20 protein-coding genes, 1 pseudogene and 1 riboswitch are annotated in these 21356 nt (G+C 71.8%); of the genes and pseudogenes, 10 read left to right on the top strand and 11 right to left on the bottom strand.

What is annotated here, in order from left to right; all coding sequences use genetic code 11:
• Positions 1–194: 194 nt before the first annotated feature.
• Entirely contained in the window at positions 195–638 is a 444-nt protein-coding gene (locus AB0D85_RS43175; RefSeq protein WP_362333673.1) for a GNAT family N-acetyltransferase, read from the bottom strand.
• Between the two features lie 294 nt (positions 639–932).
• Between AB0D85_RS43175 and AB0D85_RS43170 the strand changes: the two genes are divergently transcribed.
• Positions 933–1583, top strand: a complete 651-nt coding sequence (locus AB0D85_RS43170; RefSeq protein ID WP_362333670.1) for an NAD(P)-binding domain-containing protein — start codon at positions 933–935, stop codon at positions 1581–1583.
• A gap of 99 nt (positions 1584–1682) precedes the next feature.
• A complete protein-coding gene (locus AB0D85_RS43165; protein WP_362333667.1) occupies positions 1683–2741 on the top strand; it encodes an MHYT domain-containing protein in 1059 nt (352 codons plus the stop codon).
• A 4-nt stretch (positions 2742–2745) separates the two neighbouring features.
• Here the strand turns inward: AB0D85_RS43165 and AB0D85_RS43160 are convergent, their stop codons facing one another.
• Entirely contained in the window at positions 2746–2955 is a 210-nt protein-coding gene (locus AB0D85_RS43160; protein ID WP_362333664.1) for a hypothetical protein, read from the bottom strand.
• A 276-nt stretch (positions 2956–3231) separates the two neighbouring features.
• Positions 3232–3343, bottom strand: a riboswitch (SAM riboswitch).
• Between the two features lie 97 nt (positions 3344–3440).
• Between AB0D85_RS43160 and AB0D85_RS43155 the strand changes: the two genes are divergently transcribed.
• Together AB0D85_RS43155 and AB0D85_RS43150 are read left to right on the top strand one after the other, a co-directional pair.
• Positions 3441–4943, top strand: coding sequence for a metallophosphoesterase (locus tag AB0D85_RS43155; protein ID WP_362333661.1), 1503 nt, complete (start codon positions 3441–3443; stop codon positions 4941–4943).
• A gap of 66 nt (positions 4944–5009) precedes the next feature.
• Positions 5010–6044, top strand: a complete 1035-nt coding sequence (locus AB0D85_RS43150) for an LLM class flavin-dependent oxidoreductase (RefSeq protein WP_362333658.1) — start codon at positions 5010–5012, stop codon at positions 6042–6044.
• Between the two features lie 9 nt (positions 6045–6053).
• Here the strand turns inward: AB0D85_RS43150 and AB0D85_RS43145 are convergent, their stop codons facing one another.
• Positions 6054–7013, bottom strand: a complete 960-nt coding sequence (locus AB0D85_RS43145; protein ID WP_362333655.1) for a TauD/TfdA family dioxygenase — start codon at positions 7011–7013, stop codon at positions 6054–6056.
• Positions 7014–7146: 133 nt separating this feature from the next.
• Between AB0D85_RS43145 and AB0D85_RS43140 the strand changes: the two genes are divergently transcribed.
• The gene (locus tag AB0D85_RS43140; RefSeq protein ID WP_362333652.1) at positions 7147–8124 is read left to right on the top strand and encodes a phosphotransferase; all 978 of its coding nucleotides are present in this window, start codon (positions 7147–7149) and stop codon (positions 8122–8124) included.
• Positions 8125–8217: 93 nt separating this feature from the next.
• Complete coding sequence (locus tag AB0D85_RS43135) at positions 8218–9048, top strand: aldo/keto reductase (RefSeq protein WP_362333649.1); 831 nt, start codon at positions 8218–8220, stop codon at positions 9046–9048.
• Positions 9049–9055: 7 nt separating this feature from the next.
• Here AB0D85_RS43135 and AB0D85_RS43130 read toward each other — a convergent pair whose 3' ends face one another.
• Positions 9056–9940 (bottom strand): helix-turn-helix transcriptional regulator, encoded by an 885-nt coding sequence (locus AB0D85_RS43130; RefSeq protein ID WP_362333646.1) that lies wholly within the window; start codon positions 9938–9940, stop codon positions 9056–9058.
• A gap of 161 nt (positions 9941–10101) precedes the next feature.
• On the opposite strand from AB0D85_RS43130, the gene AB0D85_RS43125 reads away from it, so the two are divergent.
• The 3 genes and pseudogenes from AB0D85_RS43125 to AB0D85_RS43115 all read left to right on the top strand — a co-directional run bounded on the left by AB0D85_RS43125 (position 10102) and on the right by AB0D85_RS43115 (position 12155).
• Complete coding sequence (locus AB0D85_RS43125) at positions 10102–10977, top strand: oxidoreductase (protein ID WP_362333643.1); 876 nt, start codon at positions 10102–10104, stop codon at positions 10975–10977.
• A gap of 40 nt (positions 10978–11017) precedes the next feature.
• Positions 11018–11512, top strand: a pseudogene (locus AB0D85_RS43120) (DNA polymerase ligase N-terminal domain-containing protein); the annotation flags it as partial.
• 208 nt (positions 11513–11720) lie between these two features.
• On the top strand, positions 11721–12155 hold the full coding sequence (locus tag AB0D85_RS43115; RefSeq protein WP_362333640.1) for a cupin domain-containing protein: 435 nt from the start codon (positions 11721–11723) through the stop codon (positions 12153–12155).
• Between the two features lie 5 nt (positions 12156–12160).
• Here the strand turns inward: AB0D85_RS43115 and AB0D85_RS43110 are convergent, their stop codons facing one another.
• From AB0D85_RS43110 to AB0D85_RS43085, 6 genes are all read right to left on the bottom strand, one after another.
• Positions 12161–14524, bottom strand: a complete 2364-nt coding sequence (locus AB0D85_RS43110; RefSeq protein ID WP_362333637.1) for a SpoIIE family protein phosphatase — start codon at positions 14522–14524, stop codon at positions 12161–12163.
• A gap of 61 nt (positions 14525–14585) precedes the next feature.
• Positions 14586–15053, bottom strand: a complete 468-nt coding sequence (locus AB0D85_RS43105) for a redoxin domain-containing protein (RefSeq protein WP_362333634.1) — start codon at positions 15051–15053, stop codon at positions 14586–14588.
• The gene (locus AB0D85_RS43100) at positions 15054–15431 is read right to left on the bottom strand and encodes a hypothetical protein (RefSeq protein ID WP_362333631.1); all 378 of its coding nucleotides are present in this window, start codon (positions 15429–15431) and stop codon (positions 15054–15056) included. It abuts the gene before it with no gap.
• A gap of 67 nt (positions 15432–15498) precedes the next feature.
• Positions 15499–16941, bottom strand: a complete 1443-nt coding sequence (locus AB0D85_RS43095; protein ID WP_362333628.1) for a family 43 glycosylhydrolase — start codon at positions 16939–16941, stop codon at positions 15499–15501.
• Between the two features lie 37 nt (positions 16942–16978).
• Complete coding sequence (locus tag AB0D85_RS43090) at positions 16979–18463, bottom strand: family 43 glycosylhydrolase (protein WP_362333625.1); 1485 nt, start codon at positions 18461–18463, stop codon at positions 16979–16981.
• Between the two features lie 171 nt (positions 18464–18634).
• The gene (locus AB0D85_RS43085) at positions 18635–19159 is read right to left on the bottom strand and encodes a MarR family transcriptional regulator (protein ID WP_362333622.1); all 525 of its coding nucleotides are present in this window, start codon (positions 19157–19159) and stop codon (positions 18635–18637) included.
• 92 nt (positions 19160–19251) lie between these two features.
• Between AB0D85_RS43085 and AB0D85_RS43080 the strand changes: the two genes are divergently transcribed.
• Positions 19252–20190: an alpha/beta hydrolase fold domain-containing protein gene (locus tag AB0D85_RS43080; protein WP_362333619.1), complete on the top strand. Its 939-nt coding sequence runs from the start codon at positions 19252–19254 to the stop codon at positions 20188–20190.
• Between the two features lie 102 nt (positions 20191–20292).
• On the opposite strand, the gene AB0D85_RS43075 is transcribed toward AB0D85_RS43080, so the two are convergent.
• Entirely contained in the window at positions 20293–21345 is a 1053-nt protein-coding gene (locus AB0D85_RS43075; protein ID WP_362333616.1) for an Ldh family oxidoreductase, read from the bottom strand.
• Positions 21346–21356: the final 11 nt, after the last annotated feature.

The following is a 21356-nucleotide window of genomic DNA, read 5'->3' as shown; positions in this document are numbered from 1 at the left end:
CTGAGCTGTGCGGGAACCGGGATCGGGGAACCGGGATGCGTGGTCCGTCATCCTTCTTTCCTGATCCATGGACACACCATGGGGAAAGCGTGTGCTGAGCGAGGATTCCAGTTTTGACCCGCGCATGTCAGCCAGGTCGAGGTCAATCGAGGGTTTTCCCTATGCAGCGTGGGGTGGTTGGGGCGGAACGGTCCTCACGAGGACGGCGGGCGCACCATGAACACGTCCACCGGATCCTCGGCCTCGACCGTGAACCCGTGCCGTTCGTAGAGCCGTTGGGCCGCGCTGCCCCGCAGGACGTTCAGCCGCACGGGGATCCCGTCGCGGTCGCACCGCTCCAGCAGCGCGCGCAGCACGCCCGAGCCGACGCCGGCGCCCTGGACGTCCGGGGCCAGATAGAAGTGTTCCAGCCAGTGGGCGTCCCCGGCGGGCCGCAGCGCCACACAGCCGGCGAAGGCACCGCCCACCTCGATCACCCGGGTGTGGGCCGCGTCGAACCCGTCCCGCAGCCGCTGCCGGACCCGCTGCGGGTCGTACCGCCCGAGCCGTTCCAGATCACCCCGCAGAACGACGGCCCGCAGTTCGGCCACCGCCTCGACGTCCGCGGACGAGGCCGGCCGCATGTTCCAGTCCGCCATGATCGCCACGCTATCCCGGACGCCGTTCGGCCGAAAGAGGCGGCCGGTTCGAGGTCGGGGGTCCCGCCGAACCGGGCCGGACGGCGGGCGACGGCATCGAGGTGCGGGTGACGGGGGTGGCGGCGGACGCGCCGGACACCGACCGCCCCGGAAAGGACGCCACGGGATCTCCCGACTGCCCTCCGCCAGACTTCGACACCCTGCCCCATTTATCCTTGTTTGGGTCCGGGATGTGATCCCCTGCGCCCCGGACCGGACGTCGGCAGCTCCCACCCCCACGGAAAGGGCTCACCCATGCGGGTCTTCATCGTCGGCACAGGCAACATGGCGGGCGGTATCGCCACCCGGGCCCTGGCGGGCGGGCACGCCGTCCGGCTGATCGGTACGGATCCGGCCAAGGCAGCCGCGCTCGCCGACGCCCTGGGCGAGCGGGTGGCCGGGGCCGATGTGGCGCCCGCCGTGCCGGACGCCGTGGGGGCGGCGGACGTGGTGGTGCTCGCCGTGCCGTTCGACGTGGCCAAGCAGGTCGTGACCGAGTACGGGGACCAGCTCGCCGGGAAGACGGTCGTCGACATCTCCAACCCGGTGGACTTCTCGACCTTCGACTCGCTCACGGTGCCCGCGGACAGCTCCGCCGCCCAACAGCTCGCGGACGCCGCCGCGCCCGGCACACGGATCGTGAAGGCCTTCAACACCACGTTCGCCGGTGCGCTGGTCGCCGGTGAGGTCGGCGGACTGCCGCTGGACGTGTTCATCGCGGGCGACGACGCGGCGGCCCGCGACCAGGTGGCCGAGCTGGCCTCCTCCGGCGGCCTCAACCCGGTGGTCGTCGGCGGCCTCCGCCACGCCCGTGAGCTGGAGGGCATCCAGTTGCTGCACATGGCTCTGCAGACACGGCCCGAGGGGCACGGCTGGATGAGCGCGATCAAGATCGTCGCCCCGTGATGCCGTAGCGGCAGCTGAAGTCCCGGTGAACGCCGCGTCCGCCACCCCCGGCCCGTAGTACCTTCCCCACAACAGCCGTGACTCTGGGGGGAGTTACATATGCACGGCACGATAAGCGGGTTCCACTACGGCGCGGTCACTCCGGTGGCGGCCTATCTGATGGCCTGTCTGGGCGCGGCGCTGGGGCTGCGCTGCATCGTCCGGTCGCTGTACCACAACGGGCAGTCCTGGAAGCCCGGTTGGCTGGCCCTGGGGGCGGCCTCGATCGGCTGCGGCATCTGGACGATGCACTTCATCGCGATGATCGGTTTCCATGTCCAGGGGACCACGATCCGCTACGACGTGAGCCTGACCCTGCTCAGTCTGGCGGTGGCGATCCTGGTGGTCGGCATCGGTGTCTTCGCGGTCGGCTACCGGGGCGCGACCGCCGGCACCCTCTGGGCGGCGGGTGTGGTCACGGGGCTCGGTGTGGCGGCCATGCACTATCTGGGCATGGCCGCGCTCCGCCTTGACGGAACGATTCACTACGACCGGTTCACGGTCGCCCTGTCGGTGGTGATCGCGATCGCGGCGGCGACGGCCGCGCTGTGGGCGGCCGTGTCGATCCGGGGCTTCACGGCGAGCCTGGGCGCCAGCCTGGTGATGGGCCTGGCGGTGTCCGGCATGCACTACACCGCCATGGCGGCCGTGAGCGTCGATCTGCACCCGGCGTCCGTCACCGCCTGGTCGAGCGGGTCACCGACGTCGCTGCTGTTGCCCATGCTGCTGGGCCCGGCCGTCTTCCTGCTGCTGGCCGGGGTGGTGGTGATGTTCGACCCCCTGCTGGTCCTGGGCGAGGACGACTGGGACCGCGGGACGGGCGAGAAGGGCGGGCCCGCGACACCGGCCCGGGCGGCGCGTTCACGGCCGCCGGGCCCACGCGGCGGACGCACCCCCCGCAACCGCTACAGCCGTCCGGCCCGCCCTGCGCCCGGCGGCGGGGGCCGGCCCGGCTCGCCGACCCGGGCCGCATCGGCCGCCACGGACCTTTCCGGCGCCCCGGGCGGCACCGGCCCGTACGACACACCCGGCGGCACCGGTCGGCACGGCGCCCCCGCCCGCCCCGCACCCGGCCCACAGGATCGGTACGGCACCCCCTCGAACCCCTACGAGTGGTGACCGCTCAGCCCTCCGCCCGCTCCTCCTCCGGTGCGGCGCGGTGGGTGAGGGGTGCCCGCAGGTCCAGATGCTCGCGCAGGGTCGTACCGGTGTACGCCGTACGGTAGACGCCGCGCTCCTGCAGCTCCGGGATCAGCAGCTCGACGATGTCGTCCAGGCGGTCGGGGATGAGGTACGGCGTGACGTTGAAACCGTCGACGGTGCCGTGGCGCACGTAGTGGGCGAACTTGTCGGCGAGACCGGACGGAGTGCCGACGTGCCCGCGCTGCGGTCCGGGGGCGATGACAGTGTCCCGGCGCGACCAGCCATTAACGTCCGCCTGCTGCCGCCATTCGGCGGCGACCTTGCGCGGATCGGCGATCCGGCGGGCGCCGAAGGAGCCGTCGTTCTCCTCGACGAGCGGGTCCTCGGCGGGCAGCGGCCCGTCTCTGCAAGTGCGTTCGGCGCAGCGGCTACCTCGACCACACCGACCTCCCCCAGTTCTCGGCTTCGCTCGAACCGGGGGACGACTGGGACATCCGCCGAGCCGTCACCTGGGGCACCCCGCCGCGTCGAGGGTTGCCGTCCGGCCTGCCAGGGCTTGATCACCGGAACTCGTGGCTCGGGCGAACCGTGGCTCGGCGTGTCCTACGACGTCGAGGGAGCCGCGAACGGCGGGCCGACAAGGCCTCGGCAAGGGCGCGTTGCTACGGTGCCCCGGTGTCTGACTCCTCACGCGATACCGCAGAAGGCGCCGGCTGGGGCTCGGCCGAACGCGGCGCCTACAAGCAACTGATGCCGGAGCACGTCGAGAAGATCTTCTGGTTCGACCCCAGAACCCTGTGGGCCGCCCGCAACGGCGTGCTGGCGTCCTGGTTCGGCGACCCGACCGGCCGTACCCGCAGCCGCTGGGTGGCCCAGCGGGCGGCGGCCGGAGCGCCCGCCGACAAGGTGATCCGGCGTCATGAGGCGGACCGGTTCTCGTTCATGGTGATCGGCGACACCGGTGAGGGCGACGACTCCCAGTACGCCGTCGTGCCGGGCTTTCTGAAGGCGAGTCAGGACACCGACTTCGCGGTGATCGCGAGCGACGTGATCTATCCGGTGGGCACCACCGACGACTACGGCACCAAGTTCTTCCGCCCGTACCAGGACTATCCGGCGCCGATATACGCGATACCCGGCAACCACGACTGGTACGAGGACCTCGGCGCGTTCATGCGCGTCTTCTGCGAGGACACCCCGCCGCTCCCGCCCGAACCGAAGCCCCGCCCGCTCACCCGGGCCTGGTGGCGCGCCCTGCTGTGGCACCGGCCGCGCCCGGCCGACGAGCAACTCTTGTCGGACGCAAGGAAGTTGCGGCCGACGCAGCAGCAGACGGCCGTACAGCCGGGCCCGTACTGGGCGATCGACGCCGGGCCGGTCCGGATCGTCGGTATCGACACCGGTCTGCTCGGCACGATCGACGCCGAACAGGGCGCCTGGCTGCGCGAGGTGTCCCGGGGGCCGCGCCCGAAGATCCTGGTCACCGGCTCCCCGCTGTACGTGGACGGCGAGCACCACCCGTGCCCGATCGAGGGCGGCGGCACGGTCGACGACATCGTCCGCGACCCGGCCCACCACTATGTGGCGGCGATCGGCGGCGACATCCACAACTACCAGCGCTACCCCGTCGACGTCGACGGCCGCACCGTCCAGTACGTCGTCGCGGGCGGCGGCGGTGCCTTCATGCACGCCACCCACACCATCCCCCCGGTCTCGATCGCGAACGTCACCGAGGACGACTTCCGCTGCTACCCGCTGCGCGGCGACTCCCTCGCCTTCTACAGCCGTCTGTACGGCCGCAGACTGCGGCTCCCCCGCTTCCTCACGCTCACCGAGGCGGAGGCGACGGCCGTGATCGCCGAGCGCTTGGGCATCAAGCCCGGCCGCGCTCCCGGCCCGGACGCCCGGGTCACCCGCCGCACCCGGCTGGTGGCGAGCCTGCTCGGCGCAGGCAGCCGCCCGGACCGCACATCCCGCTTCCGGCTGCCCGTGAAGAAGGTGTACACCCAGCTGTTCTCACCGGGCTCGGCCACCTACAGCCCGCCGTTCTTCAAGTGCTTCCTGCGCCTCGACGTCAGCCCGGAGGCGGTACGGCTGCGCTGCTTCGCCGCCACCGGAAACCGCCCGCAGGAACTGGATCCGCCGGTCGAGGACGAGATCACCATCCCCCTCGTCTGATCACACTCCCGCAATGTTCGGGTGCCACAATCGGGGCAGAACTGACGTACGACCGCTGGAGGACCCGTGCCGTCCACCCCCCGCCCGCTGCGCAGACTGGGCTTTCTGACCATCGGCCTGTTCGACGGGGCGGATCCGGGCAAGGGCCACGAGTCCACGCTGGAGATCATCGAGCTCGGGGAGCGGCTCGGCTTCGACAGCGCGTGGCTGCGCCACCGGCACCTCCAGTACGGCATCTCGTCCCCGGTCGCCGTACTGGCGGCGGCCTCGCAGCGCACCGGCCGGATCGAACTGGGCACCGCGGTGATCCCGCTGGGCTGGGAGAACCCGCTGCGGCTCGCGGAGGACCTGGCGACCGTCGACATCCTGTCCGGCGGCCGCCTCAACCCCGGCGTGAGCGTGGGCCCGCCCATGCACTACGAGCAGGTCAGGGAGGCCCTCTACCCGGACACGGCCGACAGCGAGGACTTCAGCTACGAGCGGGTGCGGCGGCTGCTGGACTTCGTGCGGGGCAAGCCGGCCACCGACTTCAGCGGGGTGGAGGGCTTCGAGGTGTTCTCCGATGTGGTGCAGCCGCACTCCCCCGGCCTCGGCCGGCGGCTCTGGTACGGCGGCGGCAGTCTCGGCTCGGCACGCTGGGCGGGCGAGCACGGCATGAACTTCCTGACCAGCAGCGTCGTCAAGGCCGAGGACCCGGACGGCTCGACCGACTTCGCGGAGATCCAGCTCTCCCACATCCGCGAGTTCCGCGCCCACCACCCGGACGGCGACGCGGCCCGGGTCTCGCAGGGACTGGTCGTCATCCCCACCGACTCCGCCACGCCCGAGCAGCGCGCCAAGTACGAGGCGTACGCGGCCAAGCGGCTGCCCCGCACCACGGCCCCGCAGGGTCCGGCGCGGCTGCTGTTCGCACCGGACCTGGTGGGCACCTCGGCCGAGCTCGCGGAACAGCTGCACGCGCACGCCGCGTTCCGCGAGATCGACGAGGTGGCCTTCGCGCTGCCGTTCACGTTCGAGCACGAGGACTACGTCCAGATCCTCACGGACATGGCGGCCCACCTCGGCCCCGCGCTGGGTTGGCACCCGGCCGCCGCCGTCTGAGGGCCTGGGTCACCAGCGGCCCGCCTCCGTGCCGGTGACCGGCTCCGACGGCCTGCCGTCCACGCCGACCGGCACCTCGCCGTGCAGCATCACCCGGTGCATGACCCGGGGGAAGCCGAGATGGGCGTTGTCACCGGGCGCCAGATGGATGGTGGCCCGGTTGTCCCAGAAGGCGACGCTGCCGGGCTCCCAGCGGAAGCGGACCGTGTACTCGGGCCGTACGGCCTGTTCGAGAAGCATCTCGAGGAGAGCGGCGCTCTCCGGCCGGGAGACGTCGGCGATCTGCTCGACGTAGTAGCCGTTCACGTACAGCACCCGCTCACCGGTCTCCGGGTGGACGCGCACCAGCGGGTGCACCGAGGCCACCTGATGGTCCAGCAGATTACGCAGGTAGGAGTCGTCGCCGGGGCGGGACTGGTAACCGACGCCGAGCCGGTGCTCGGCGCGCAGTCCGTCGACGAAGGCGCGCACGGGCGCGGAGAGCCCTGCGTAGGCGGCGGCGAGATTGGACCAGGTGGTGTCACCGCCGTACGGCGGGACGGTCTCGGCGCGCAGGATGGTGGCGGTCGGCGGGTCGACCCGGGCGCCGTGGTCGCAGTGCCAGCCTCGCAGCAGCGTGTGCCGACGGCGCTGGAGCCACTCCTCGTGCTCCATCCCGAACCGCCCGCCCAGCTCCAGCCGGTCGGCGGTGGTCTCCACCTCGGGGAAGTCCGCGGGTGAGGCGCTGCCGCGCCGCCCCAGGACGACCGGCTCGCCGAACCGGCGGGCGAAGGCCACATGCCCGGCGTGGTCCAGCCGCTGCCCCCGGAAGAACACGACCTTCCAGCGCAGCACGGCCTCCCGGACGACGGCGACCACCGAGTCGTCGAGGTCCTCGGTGAGGTCGACCCCGGTGATCTCGGCGCCGATGTACCCGGCGACGGGCTTCACCGCGACCGTCTGGTTCCCCGTGCTGCTTTCCGTCGTCATACGCGCTCCGATGCTCGCCGGTACCGCTTCCCCGAAGATCGTGACAGCCCGGCGCGCTCCGTAAAAGACGTTGCGAAACGCGTCGGCCGCGTGATGATCACAGGGCAGTGGACCTTCAGCCGAGGAGTGACCCATGCACGACACGGCCGACCTCATCGCCGAGGCCTACGGGCTCGGTCCCGGCCCCCGCACGCTGGTGCCCGTCGCCCGTGGCGCGTTGGGGCAGATCTGGAAGCTGTCCGGCAGCGGTTGCTCCTGGGCGGTCAAGCAACTCCTCTTCGGCGGTGACGAGGCCGGCGTCGAGCAGGAGGCCGCGTTACGGCTCGCCTGCGAGCGTCTCGGCATCGCCTCGCCGCGCCTCCACACCAACCGCCACGGCACCCATCTCACCGCCGTCCCGACCGCCACCGGTGAGACCCACGTAAAGCTGTACGACTGGATCGAGGGCACTCGTGCGGACCTCACCGACCCGGAGATCCTGGACTGGTTCGGCCGGACCATGGGCCTCCTGCACCGGGCGGGCGCGGGCGCGACGGAGGCACCGGCCGCGTGGTACGAGCGGTGTCCGAGCGACGGCGACTGGAAGGAACTGCACGAGAAGGTGACCGGGGCCGGCCTGCCCTGGGCGGACGCGCTGGGCCGGTTCATCGGCACGTCGGCGGTGGAGCTGGGCCGCTGGGTGACCCCGTCCGACGCGGGCGACCGGGTGACGTCGCACCTCGATCTGCAACCCCAGAACGTCCTGGTCGGCGCGGCCGGACCGGTGCTGCTCGACTGGGACAACGCCGGACCCGCCTCCGCGGAACGGGAGTTGGCGCGGGCGCTGTTCGTCTGGGCGGGCGGCAACGACGTGGACGCGGAGGCCGCCCGGCGCCTGATCCGCGCCTACCGGCAGGCGGGCGGCCCGGCCACGGTCCGCGGCCCGGGGTCCTTCGCCATGCTCCTGGCGACCGCGCTGAACTATGTCCACGTCCAGGCCGAGGCCGCCGTCGACCCCGAACTGACGCCCGCCCAGCGCGAGTTCGCGAACGGCGAGGTCGTCGCCCAGCTGGCCGACGTGCCGGACCCGGCGGCGCTGTCCCGGCTGGTCACGGCCGTCGCGGACGAATAGCCGCACCCCGGCCGCCGCCGCCCGCTCCGCTTGATCACCACTCGCCCCGTCCCTGAGGGTGGGGGAAGCACACAGTCGAGGGAAGGTCCCACCGTGACCAGCATTCCGGTGTACATGCTCAACGACGACACGACGATTCCCGCCGTCGGCCTGGGCACCTGGCCGATGGACGACACACAGGCCGAGCAGGCCGTTCGCCACGCGCTGGAGGCGGGTTACCGGCTCGTGGACACCGCGGTGAACTACCGCAACGAGACCGGGGTCGGCCGGGGTGTCGCGAGCAGCGGTGTCCCCCGTGACGAGGTGGTGGTGACGACCAAGCTGCCGGGCCGCCACCACGGCTACGAGGAGACCCTCGCCTCCTTCGAGGAGTCCCGGCAGCGGCTGGGCCTGGAGTACGTGGACCTGTATCTGATCCACTGGCCCAACCCGCGGGTCGGCAAGTACGTCGACTCGTGGAAGGCGATGATCAAGCTGCGCGCGGAGGGGCTCGTGCGGTCGATCGGCGTCTCCAACTTCACCGAGGAGCACCTGGCGCGGCTGGAGAAGGAGACGGGGGTGCTGCCGTCCGTGAACCAGGTGGAGCTGCATCCGCTGTTCCCGCAGGAGGAGCTGCGCGCCTTCCACGCCCACAAGGGCATCGTCACCGAGAGCTGGAGCCCGCTGGGCCGGGACGGCGGGCTGCTGCGCGACCCGGCCGTGGTGAGCGTGGCGGAGGCGCTCGGGGTGACGCCCGCGCAGGTGGTCCTGCGCTGGCACGTCCAGCTCGGTGCCGTCGTCATCCCGAAGTCGGCGGACGCGGGGCGGCAGCGCGCGAACCTGGACGTCTTCGGTTTCCGGCTGGGCGCCGCCCAGATGGCGGTGCTCTCCGAGCGTGCCCACCAGCGGCTGGGGGGCGACCCGGACAGCCACGAGGAGTTCTGAGCGCCGCCTACTCCTCCAAGCGCTCCCGGGGAGCCTCCCGCTCGGTCTCGGTGCCGGTCGCGGTGAGGCTCCCGAGGATGTCCAGCAGTTCGGCGTCGCGGCTGCCGGGTTCGGCGTGGAAGACGACGAGGGTGAGCCCGTCGGTGCCGTCCATGGACAGCTTGTTCGAGCGTACGTCCAGGTCGCCGACCAGCGGGTGGGTGAGGTGGTTCATCCGGCCGCGCCGGGGCCGTACCTCGTGCCGGGCCCACAGGGTGCGGAAGCGCTCGCTGCGCACCGAGAGGTCGCCGACCAGGTCGCGCAGTCTCGGGTCGTCGCTGTCGGGTCCGGCGTAGGCGCGCAGGGTGGCCACGCCCTCCTCGGTGAGGTCCTCCCAGTCGCGGCGCAGCTCCCGCTCGGCCGGGTCGAGGAAGACGGCCCGCATCAGGTTGACGCCGATCCTGTAGTTCGGGGAGAGGGCCGTGGCCAGCGCGTTGACGGCCAGGCAGTCGGTGTACCGGTTCTGGATGTAGGCGGGGTTCCGGGTCCAGCCGTGGAGCAGCTGGAGGATGCCGGCGGGCACCTGCTCGGGCCGGTGCGGCTCCCGGGTCCGCCGGGCGTGCCGTACGTCGGCGGGGCGGTCCTGGGTCAGGGCGACCAGGTACGTGGTGGCGTCGGGGTCCAGGCCGAGCACCCGCGCGAGGGCTTCCAGCACCTGGACGGAGGGGTTGCGGTCGCGGCCCTGCTCCAGCCTCAGGTAGTAGTCGGAACTGATGCCGGCGAGCATCGCGACCTCCTCGCGGCGCAGCCCCGGCACCCGGCGCAGCCCCCCGCCGGGCAGCCCCACGTCCTCGGGCCGTACCAGTGCCCTGCGGGCACGCAGGAACTCACCGAGCGCGTTCGAACCGTCCACGCCCCCAACCCTACGGGCCGGCCCTGCGCGGTGCCTGGTCCTGCCGCTCCCAGGAACACCGGGACTTAGCCACGCCCCGTCCGGCCGCCGCAGGGTGGATTACGAGGAGGGGACACCGGACCGTACCGGTGGCCCCGGGACCTTCCGAGAGGCACACCATCATGACCGCACAGCTCGCCGGCACCCTGACCCCGGCCGACGGCCTGACCCTGACCCGCGTCGGCTACGGCGCCATGCAGCTGGCAGGACCGCATGTCTTCGGCCCGCCGAAGGACCGTGCCCGGGCCGTCGCGGTGCTGCGCGCCGCGGTGGCGGCGGGCATCACCCATATCGACACCGCCGACTTCTACGGACCGGTGGTCGTCAACGAGATCATCAGGGAGGCCCTGCACCCGTACCCGGAGGACCTGCACATCGTCACCAAGGTGGGCGCCCGTCGCGACGCCGCCGGCAACTGGGTCATGATGCGCAACCCCGAGGACCTGAAGGCGCAGGTGTACGACAACCTGCGGAACCTCGGCGTGGAGACCCTGGACGTGGTGAATCTGCGGCTCGGTGATGTGGACGCGCCGAACGAGGAACCGTTCGCCGACCAGTTCGGGGCGCTGGCCGCGCTGCGCGAGGCGGGGCTGATCCGGCATCTGGGGCTCAGCGCGGTCTCCCCGGGGCAGCTGGCGGAGGCGCAGGCGATCGCGCCCGTGGTCACCGTGCAGAACCTGTACAACCTGGCGAACCGGCAGGACGACGCGCTGGTCGAGCGGACCGCGGCGGAGAACATCGCCTTCGTGCCGTACTTCCCGCTGGGCGGCTTCAGCCCGCTGCAGTCCGAGACGCTGACCAAGGTCGCCGAGCGGCTCGGTGCCTCGGCGCAGCAGGTGGCGCTGGCCTGGCTGCTGCAGCGCTCCCCGAACATCGCGCTGATCCCGGGCACCTCCTCGCCGGAGCACCTGCGGGAGAACATCGCGGCCGCCTCCCTGGTGCTGCCCGAGGACGCGGTCACCGAACTGGACGGGATCGGACAGCAGGCCGCGGGCTGAGAGCCGGGGCCCCGGGACCGCCGTACGGGAGAAGCCGCCGGTGGCTGACGACGAGCGGCTGCGCGCCTACCGGGGCAAGCGGGACTTCGGGCGGACCCGGGAGCCGGCGGGGCGGGCGGCGCCGGCCGGGGACGGGCCCCGGTTCGTGGTCCGGATCCATGACGCGCGCCGGACGCACGTCGGCTTCCGGTTGCAGGTCGGCGACGTCCTGAGGTCCTGGTCGGTGCCCAAGGGCCCGTCGGCCGACCCCGGGGACAAGCGGCCGGCCGTGCCCACCGAGGACCGTCCACCGGCGTACGAGGACTTCGAGGGCGTGATCCCGAGGGGCGAGTACGGCGGTGGCACGGTGCTCGTCCGGGACCGCGGCTGGTACGAGCCCCTCAGCCATGACCGCGGGGGGACGGCCGGTCGGCTTCGCCGAGTCGCTGGAGCGCGGGCACGCGACCTTCCGGCTGCACGGTGCAAAGCTGCGCGGGACTACGCCCTGACCCGCTTCCGGGGCAGCGACGGCGAGGACGTCTGGCTGCTGGTGAAGAAGGACTCCGCCCGGGTACCTGGGCGCAGGGTTTCCCGGCGGAGTGGTCCGGAATCCCGGCGGGGTGGTCCGGAGACGGACGGCGAGTTGACCGAGGCGCGTCCTGGCGGTGCGGACTGCGCACGGATTGGACCGTTCCGGCCCCAACTCGTCTCGCGGCGGCCTATGTTCGCGACGGCACTCGATCGTCCGCTCAGGAGGCACTCACATGCGCACCGCGCTCCGTACCGCCCTGACAGGGGCGGTGGCCGTCGGCACCCTGCTGACCTGTGGCACCGCGTACGCCACCCCCGCCGGGCCCGGCGTGACGGGCAGGCTGATCAGCACCACCACCATCGGGGACACGGACTACGTCCTGCGGGAGATCACCGTCCCGCCGGGCCAGACCACCGGCTGGCACTACCACGACGGCCCGGTCTACGGGTACGTCCAGAAGGGCACCCTCAGCCACTTCCACGCCGACTGCAAGGAGGACGGCGTGTACCGCAAGGGCGGCACGGTGTACGAGTCGGGCGGGCCGAGCGATGTGCACCTGGGCGCCAACCTCGGTGCCACCGACCTGGTCCTCGACGTGCTGTACGTCCTCCCGCACGGCTCGCCGTACTCCGAGTCGGTGCCGAACCCCGGCTGTGACTTCGAGTAGCCCGGTCACCTCCGGATGACCGGCAACGGGCCTTCGGGCAGCGGCTGTTCGGCCCAGATGGTCTTGCCGCTGCCCGTCTGCCGGCTGCCCCAGCGCTGGGTGAGCTGGGCGACGAGGAGCAGACCGCGGCCGCCCTCGTCGTAGGCGTGCGCGCGGCGCAGATGGGGTGAGGTCGAACTGCCGTCGGAGACCTCGCAGATGAGGGCCCGGTCGCGGATCAGCCGTAGCTGGATGGGCGGTTCGCCGTAGCGGATGGCGTTGGTGACGAGTTCGCTGACGACGAGTTCGGTGACGAACACGGCCTCGTCGAGCCCCCAGTCGGTGAGTCGCTCGGTGGCCGCCTGCCGGAAGCGGGCCACCTGGGCCGGGTCGGGCGGCACGTCCCAGGTGGCGACACGGTCGGCGCCGAGGGCGCGGGTGCGGGCCAGGAGCAGGGCGACGTCGTCGGAGGGCTGTTCCGGCATGACGGCCTTGAGCACGTTGTCGCTGAGGTCCTCCAGGGAGGCGGCGGGCGCGCTCAGCACACGGCACATCTCCTCGGTGGCGCGGTCGACGTCCCGGTCCCGGTCCCCGATCAGGCCGTCCGTGTAGAGGGCGACGACGGCTCCCTCGGGCAGGTGGAGCTCCGTCGCCTCGAAGGGCAGTCCGCCGACGCCGAGCGGCGGCCCCGCGGTCATGGGGATCAGCTCGGCGCAGCAGCCGGGCAGTACGAGGGCGGGGGCCGGGTGTCCGGCGGCGGCGAGCGAGAGGTGCCGCGAGACGGGGTCGTAGACGGCGTACAGGCAGGTGGCGCCCAGTTCGGCGACCTCCTCGGCGGGGCCGTCCGCCGCGAGGTGGGTCACCAGGTCGTCGAGGTGGGTGAGGAGCTCGTCGGGGGGCAGGTCCACGTCCGCGAGGGTGCGTACGGCCGTCCGCAGCCGGCCCATGGTGGCCGAGGAACGGATGCCGTGGCCGACGACGTCGCCGACGACCAGGCCGACCCGGCTGCCGGAGAGCGGGATCACGTCGAACCAGTCGCCGCCGATGCCGGCCACCGATCCGCTGGGCAGATAGCGGTGGGCGACCTCGACGGCGGCCTGGCCGCGCAGCAGGCCGCTGGGCAGCAGGCTGTGCTGGAGGGCGAGGGCGGTGGAGCGCTCACGGGCGAAGCGGCGCGCGTTGTCGATACAGACGGCGGCGCGGCTGGCGAGTTCCTCGGCGAAGACGGTGTCGTCGATGACGTAGTCGTCGGGGTGGCGCACCCGCACGCCCACGACGACACCGAGCAGCGTGCCCCGGGCCTGCAGGGGTACGGCGATCATGGAGTGGACGCCCCGGCGGTGGTCCCGGCCCTGGGGCGCACGGGCGTTGCGCTCCTCGACCCAGCGGCGGAACTCGGGCTCGCCGGCCTGGCTGACCACCGCCCGCCTTTCCCGCAGCGCCCGCGCCGGCGGTGACTCCGCCAGGTGCACCTCGGTCTCCCCCAGCCGTACGGCGGCCTCGGGGGTGCCGTCGGTCACGGAGCCGTGGGCGACCCGGCGCAGCATGATGTCGCCCTCCGGGACGGTGGGCAGTTCCTCGGTGCCGAGGACCCAGTCGAGGAGGTCGACGCTGGCGAAGTCGGCGTACCTGGGGACGAGGAGTTCGACGAGTTCCTCGGCGGTGCGCACCACGTCGAGGGTGGTGCCGATGGAGGTGGCGGCCTCGTTGAGGAGGGCGAGCCGCAGCCTGGCCAGGTACTGGTCGGTGCTGTCGAAGGCGGCGAGGGCGACGGCGGTCAGTTCGCCGGCGGGGTCGCGCAGGGGCCACATCTCGATGCTCCAGGCGTGGTCCCGGTTGAGGGCGGGGGCGCCGGTGAAGCTCTCGTAGCGGACGGGCCGGCCGGTCTCGACGACCTGGCGCAGATGGCGCAGGAAGCCCTCGCTGTGCGGGGCCTCCTCGACGGTGTCCGGGAAGTAGCGGCCGAGCAGGGCTTCCTCGGGGACGCCCATGACATGGCAGGCCGCGTCGTTGGAGCGGAGGTAGTGCTGGCGGGTGTCGAAGACCGACATGGACATGGAGGCCTGCTGGAAGGCCTGTCCGGCCAGGGTGGGGTCGGCCTGCCAGGGCGGGTCGGCGGTGAGCACGTATCCGGTGGTCCCGCCGTCGGGGCCGAGGACCGGGCAGGCGGTCAGGGCGAGCTCCATCCGGCGCCCGTCGGCGTGGCGCAGGGTGACGGTCCCGGAGCACGCGGCGAGCGCCGCCGCGGGGACCTCGTCGGCGAGGAGGTCGGCGGCGGGCCGGCCCACGACCTCCTCGGCCGTCCGTCCGGTGAGCACCCGCGCGCCCTCGCTCCACCCCGTCACCCTGCCGAGGGCATCAATGATCGCCGCCGCCGCGACACGCTCCATACGCCCCAGGATGGGACCTATGTCCCGGAGCATCAAGCGCGCGGGCGGGGGACCGGTCCCTTCAGCCCTGGTGGTCCCGCAGCGCTGCCAGCGCCCGGTCGGCGTGGGTGTTCATGCGCAGTTCGCTGCGGACGACCTCCAGGACGGTGCGGTCCTGGGCGATGACGAAGGTGGCCCGCTTGGTGGGGACGAGCGCGATACCGCGCTTGACGCCGAACCGCTCACGGACGGCGCCGTCGGGGTCGGAGAGCAGCGGCATGCCGAGCCCGTGCTTCCCGGAGAACTCCTGCTGGCGCTCGACGCTGTCCCCGCTGATCCCGACGGGCCGGGCGCCGGCGGCCGCGAACTCGGCGGCGAGGTCCCGGAAGTGGCAGGCCTCGGCGGTGCAGCCCGGCGACAGGGCGGCCGGGTAGAAGAACAGCACCACCGGTCCGTCGGTGAGCAGCTCCGTGAGCGTGCGGGTCGTACCGGTCTCGTCCGGCAGTGCGAAGTCCTCGACCTTGCTTCCGACCTCGATGGATCCCGCCATCTATCGGCCCTCCTCGTTGCGTGCGACACCACGCGCCCACAGCACCAGGGGGATCTGGAGCGGCAGACGGGCGAGCGCCGCGGTCCTGAGCGGCTCGGGCCGCTTCTGCCAGTCGACGGCCATCTTCACATTGGCCGGGAACACGCCGACGAAGAAGGCGGTGGCGGCGCGTGCCGCCACCGCGCGGGTGCGCGGCAGGGCGATCCCCGCGGCCAGCGCCAGCTCCACGGCCCCGCTCCCGTACGTCCACGCCCTCGGCGGCCCCGGGAGCGCCCCGGGGATCGTGGCGTCGAACGACTTCGGCGCCGCGAAGTGCGCGACCCCGGCGGCGGCCAGCAGCCCCGCCAGCAGCAGGGGTGAACGTTCGGACCGGGACACGAAGCCTCCTCTGACGACCTGCCGCCGGATATTACCCGGCGGTACAGGCCGTCTCCCTCACCGGGTCCTACTCCAGGTAGTAGGTGGCGTCCTGCTGGTCCAGTGCGGTGCTGATCGTCCGGACGTAGAGGAGGTTGTCGTAGTGCCGTACGTACCGGCCCGGGTAGTTGTACGACTCCAGGGAGACCCCGGCCGGGTCGGCGAGGCCCGCCCGCTGGTAGAAGGAGGCGTCGCTGCGGAAGCCGGCGGTGCCGTCGTCCTTCTCCACCCACACCTCGAAGTTCTTGTGGCGCAGGTAGTAGCCGGGGTAGTTCGCCGACTCCAGGGAGACCGTGCCGGTGCCGGCGAGTCCGGTGACGATCCGGAACTGGGAGTCGGCGAGGTTGGTGACGTTCGCCTCGGTCTTCGCGCGGAAGTCGTAGTGGCGGATGTAGCGGTCCGGGTAGTTGTACGAGGAGAGGCGGACCGGGGTGACGCCGTCGGCGACCGGGATGCCGAAGTTCGGGGTGCCGTCCGCGTTCCAGTAGATCTTCTGCAGACGGGTGCGGCGGTTGGGGTCGTTCAGCGGGTCGCCGGTGATGTCCTTGTAGCTGCGGTCGTGGTAGACGAGGATGTCGGACTTTCCGTCCTCGGAGACGGTGAACGAGTTGTGGCCGGGCCCGTACTGCGAGGTCGAGGCGTTGGTCTTGAAGACGGGCGTCTGGCTCTTGCTCCAGGAGGCGGCGTCGAGCAGGTCCGCGGAGGCGGACGCGGTGAGCATGCCGAGGCAGTAGTTGGCGTCGGTGGCGCTGGCGGAGTAGGTCAGGAAGACCTTGCCGCCGTGCTGGATGACGGCCGGACCCTCGTTGACCTTGTAGCCGATCGTCTCCCAGGAGAGCGTGGGCCGGGAGATCTCCACCGGGGTGCCGCTGATGGTCCAGGGGTTGGCCATCCTGGCGATGAACAGGCTGGTGTTGTTGTCCTCGGCGGGGTTGCGCTGCGCCCAGGCCAGATAGCGCACGCCGTTCACGACGAAGGTCGTGGCGTCCAGCGAGAAGCTCTCCCAGGTGGTGGTGATCTGGCCCTTCTCTGTCCAGGTCCCGGTGAGCGGGTTGGCGGCGTCGGTCTCCAGGACGTACATCCGGATCGCCCACACGTCACTCGTCGAGCCCGCGGCGAAGTACACGTACCACTTGCCGTCGATGTAGTGGATCTCCGGCGCCCAGATGTGGGCGCCCATGACGCCGCTGGCGTGCTTGGTCCAGATGGTGGTCTCCGGGGCGGTGGAAAGGCCCTGGAGGGTGGTGGCCCGGCGCAGCACGATGCGGTCGTACGCGGGGACGGTGGCGGTGAAGTAGTAGTAGCCGTCGGTGTGCTTGTAGATCTGCGGGTCGGCCCGCTGTTCGGCGATCGGGTTGGTGAAGGTCACGGCGGGAGAGGCGGGGACGGCCGCGTGCGCGGGGGTGACGGTCAGGACGAGGGCGAGGACGGCGAGGACGGCGGTCAGCGTCCGGCCGACGATACGTCTCACGGTGCGGGTGGTTCCTCTCGGTGTCGGCTGGCGGGGGTCAGGTCGTGGGAGTGAGGCGCCACTGCTGGCAGCTGTTGTCCAGCCAGGTCCACTGGCGTACGTCGGTGCCGTCGGCGGTCCCGCAGTTCGCGACATCGGCGACCTTGCCGCTGTTGGCGTTGGCGATCCGGACGTGGTCACCGCCCGTGTAGATCAGCCGGAACTTCTGGCAGGAGTTGTTCAGCCAGGACCACTGGCGCAGGTCGGCACCGTCGGCGGTGGAGCAGTCGGCGGTGTCCAGGACCTTGCCGGTGGCGACGTTGACGAGCCGGCTGGTGTCGTCGCCCTGGTCCTCCACCCGCCACTTCTGGTTGGCACCGCCGTTGCAGGTCCACTGGAACACGTTGGTGCCGTCGGCGGTGTTGCCGCCTTGCACGTCAAGGCACTTGCCGCTGTTGCGGTTGACCAGGGTGTACGCGGTCGGGGTGGTCGCCGTCTCCCCGGCGGGCCCGGCCAGCGTGGTCCCCGTCGCGACGGGTGTGCCGAAGTTGGGAGTTCCGTCGGCGTTCCAGGTGAACTTCTGCGCCCGGGTCGTACGGGCGTTGCCGCAGCCGCCGCTCGCCGAGCTGTTGGCGTGGTAGACGATCCAGTTCTCGGTGCCGTCCGGCGAGCTGAAGAAGCCGTTGTGGCCGGGGCCGTACACGCCGTTGGCGTCACTGCGCTGGAAGACCGGGGACGGCGACTTGGTCCAGGAGGCGGGGTCGAGCGGGTCGGTGCCGGTGAGTTCGAGCAGGCCCAGTTTGTAGTCGGCGGTCTGGCAGTAGCTCGCGGAGAAGGTGAGGAACGTTCTGCCGTTGTGGTACAGCGGTTCCGGGCCCTCGTTGACCGCGGCGCCGGAGGTCTCCCAGCTCAGCGTGGGCTGCGAGATGACGGTGAAGGTGGCACCGCTGACCGTGTACGGGTTGCTCATCGGCGCGATGACCAGGCTCTGCGCGCTGCCGCCGACGAAGCCGCTGCCGACCAGGTACGGCTTGCCGCCGTACGTCAGCACGCTCGGGTCGATGAGCCAGCCGCCCGGGGTGAGGTTGGAGCCGGTGAGCTCATTCTTGTAGGTGTACGGGCCCATGGGGTCGCTGCCGGCGCTCTCCAGCACATGGGTCCGCTGGGTGTCGCAGCAGGCGGCGCCGGACCGGCCGGCCACGTAGTACAGGTACCAGTGGCCGTCGAAGTAGTGGAACTCCGGCGCCCACATGTTGGCGTTGCGCCCCGCGATGGTGTCGGACCACACCTGGACGCTCGGCGCGGTCGCCAGGCCCGCGAGCGTGGGCGACCTGCGCATCAGGAGTTCGTTGGTGAACGTCGTACTGATCAGGTAGTAGTTGCCGTTGTAGTACTCCAGCCAGGGGTCGGCGCCTTTCTGCGCCTTGACCGGGTTGGTGAACGGGCGGCCGTCGGCCGCCGCTGCGGGCTGCGTGGTCACGAAGGACGCGAGTACGGCGAGCAGCGCCACGACGAGCACGAGCCAGGGGCGGGTGCGGATCACGGGAGTCCCTTCCGGCGGCCATATCGTTCGGAATCCCGAACAACGTACGGAACTTCGACCAGAAGGTAAGCGTGTGGCAATGACACGTCAATGGTTTGGACGTGTTGGGCTGAGTTTCAAGAGGCTTGAGGGGGCGGTGCGTTGACGTCGCCGCACACGACCGCCCGCGACTCAGGCCGAGGTCACCGTCTCGCCGGCCTCCTGGCCGGACTCGTCCTCGGCCGCGTGCGTCAGGAAGTCGTCGACCATGCGGTGGAAGAGCGTGGCCAGTTGGCGCAGCTCCTCGGGCTTCCACTCGCCCAGCGCCAGCTGCATCCCGCGCGCCCCGGCGTCCCGGACGCGGTGGACGGCCTCCCGGCCGGCGTCGGTGAGCTCGATCCGCTGGGCGCGGCGATCGTCGGGATCGGGGACGCGGGTGACGTAACCCGACCTCTGCAGCTGCTGCACCGTACGCGTCACATGGGACGCCTCGACGCCGAGCCGCTGCGCGAGCTCCCCCGGACGCAGCGGCTCGGAGTCGGCGACCTGGCGTAGCAGGGCCACCGCGGCACGGTCCAGCGGGACGCCCGCGAGGGCCATCAGCCGCTCGTGCTGCCGGGCCCGGGTGCTCAGATAGGTGATGCGCGTCAGGGCACGCTCGATCTCGATGACCTCGGAGGTGGCGGCAGGGACGGCGGGCAGCGGTTCTGTGGACATACCGGCCAGTTTACCATATCGTTGCGTAACTCAAGTAAGTTACTGCGTGGGTTTACGCACACTACTGCTCAGCGACCACCGATCGGAGCCGTATGTCCCTCCTGGCCCGCCCTTCGATCGCCGCTCTCGGCGCGAAGACCCTGCAGCGGCTCACCCTCCTGGCGAGCAGGCGCCCGAGCGGTCCGGGCTCCGACGCCTCCTACCACGCCCGGTTTCCGGAGGTTCCGCGCAGAGTACGGCAGGTGACCGTCCCGACGTCCGTCGCCCCGGCCCGCGCCACGGTGTATCTGCCTCCCTCCGCGGATCCCGCGCCCCCGGTGCACGTCAACTTCCACGGCGGCGGGTACGTCATGTCGCTCACCGAACTCGACGACCCGCTCTGCCGCTGCCTCGCGGCCGAGGCCGGGGTGGTCGTGGTGAACGTCGACTATGTCGTCGCCCCGCAGCACCCCTTCCCGGCCCCGCCCCGGCAGGCCTACGAGGTGGTCCGCTGGGTCGCCGAGCACGCCGCCGAGCAGGGCTGGGACGGCTCCCGGCTGACCGTGGGCGGACAGAGCGCGGGGGGCGGACTCGCCGCGGCGGTGGCCCGGCAGGCACTGACGGAGGGCGGCCCCTCGATCGCGCTCCAGGTGCTGCACTATCCGCCGCTGGACCTGGTGACGAACGCGGCGGACAAACAGGCCGCCGTCGCCAGGCCGATGCTGCGGCCCTGGATGGCGGAGGTGTTCGACACGGCGTACGTGCCGGAGCCGAAGAGGCGTGCCGATCCCCTGGTCTCCCCCGCGCACCCGTCGGACACGGCCGACCTGACGGGGATCGCCCCGGCACTGGTGATCACCGCCGAGTACGACCTCCTGAGGGCGGAGGGCGAGCGGTACGCCTCACGGCTGGGGGCGGTGGGCGCGCTGGTCGAGCATCACGAGGTGGCGGGGGCGGACCACGGGTACGACGGGAAGGACGAGGTGAGGGCGCGGGAGGTCTATGCGCTCATCGCGCGTCATCTGCGGGCGATACAGGGGCCGGGCGCCTGAGAGCTCGGGGTGTGCTGTGTGTGGGCGACCGACCGTTGTCTGTGGCTGGTCGCGCAGTTCCCCGCGCCCCCAAGAGGCGCGGACGAACCGTCGCTCGCACAGCTAGCCGCCGAGCTTCGGCGCAGTTACGCCCAACTTGTCGGCATGCTCGGTGAGTTCGCGCCACACCTTCGGTGCCACCGGAATCCCTGTCTCCCCCCGCTCCTCGGCCACCGTCGCGCTCCGCTCCCCCGGGTAGAACACGCCCTCCGCGTTCTCGGCGGCCGGCAGATGCTTGAGAGTGGCCAGGGTGTCGTCGACCGCGGCGACGAAAGCCTCCGGGGCGCCGAAGGCCGCCGGGTCCACGGCGATGAGCAGGGCGTTCTGGCGGTGTGTGCGGTCGCCCGTGTGGAAGGACGTGAAGATCGGTGCGCCGACGAGGACGCTGGTCAGCAGTTCGAAGGCGAGGGACATGCCGGAGCCCTTCGCGCCGCCCAGCGGCAGGGGCATCACCGCCTGTTCCGGGTCGGTCGTCGGCGTGCCGTCCTCCGTCGCGGCCGCGCCCTCCGGCAGCGGGGTGCCGGTCGCCCTGGCCTGGCGGATCTTCCCGAGGGCGATCGTGGCGGTGGCCATGTCGAGGAGGAGGGGGGCGTGTTCACGGGCCGGTACGGCGATGGCGAGGGGGCTGGTGGCGACGGCCGCGCCCTTGACGCCGGTGTAGCCCATGTTGGGCATGCCGGCCACGAACGCGAGCCCGACCAGGCCCTGTTCGGCGATCCGGGACACGTAGTAGCCGATGGCGCCCGTGTGGACCGTGCGCCGTACGCCCACCGAGGCGATACCGGTGGCGCGGGCCCGGCGTACCGCCTCGTCGGCCGCCGCGGTCAGGGCCACCGGGCCGGGGGCGCGGTCGGCGTCGAGGACGGCCGCGGCCGGGGTCGTCGACTCGATCCTGATCTCCGGCGCCGCATTGGCGACGCCCTTGGCGAGCAGGTCCAGGTACGCGGGGACGCGGGCGGTGCCGTGCGAGTCGACGCCGCGCCGCGCGGCCCAGACGAACACGTCGGCGGTGGTACGGGCGTGCTCGGCGCTCAGGCCGCCCTTCTCCAGGAGGGCGGCGGAGAAGGCACGCAGATCGTCGGCGGGCACCAGGATCCTGGTCGGGGTGTCGGGCATGGTGGTGGGCT

Source organism: Streptomyces sp. NPDC048277 (assembly GCF_040652235.1).
GTDB lineage: Bacteria > Actinomycetota > Actinomycetes > Streptomycetales > Streptomycetaceae > Streptomyces.
Note: the sequence above shows the minus strand (reverse complement) of the source record. Positions and strands in the feature narration are given on the sequence as shown.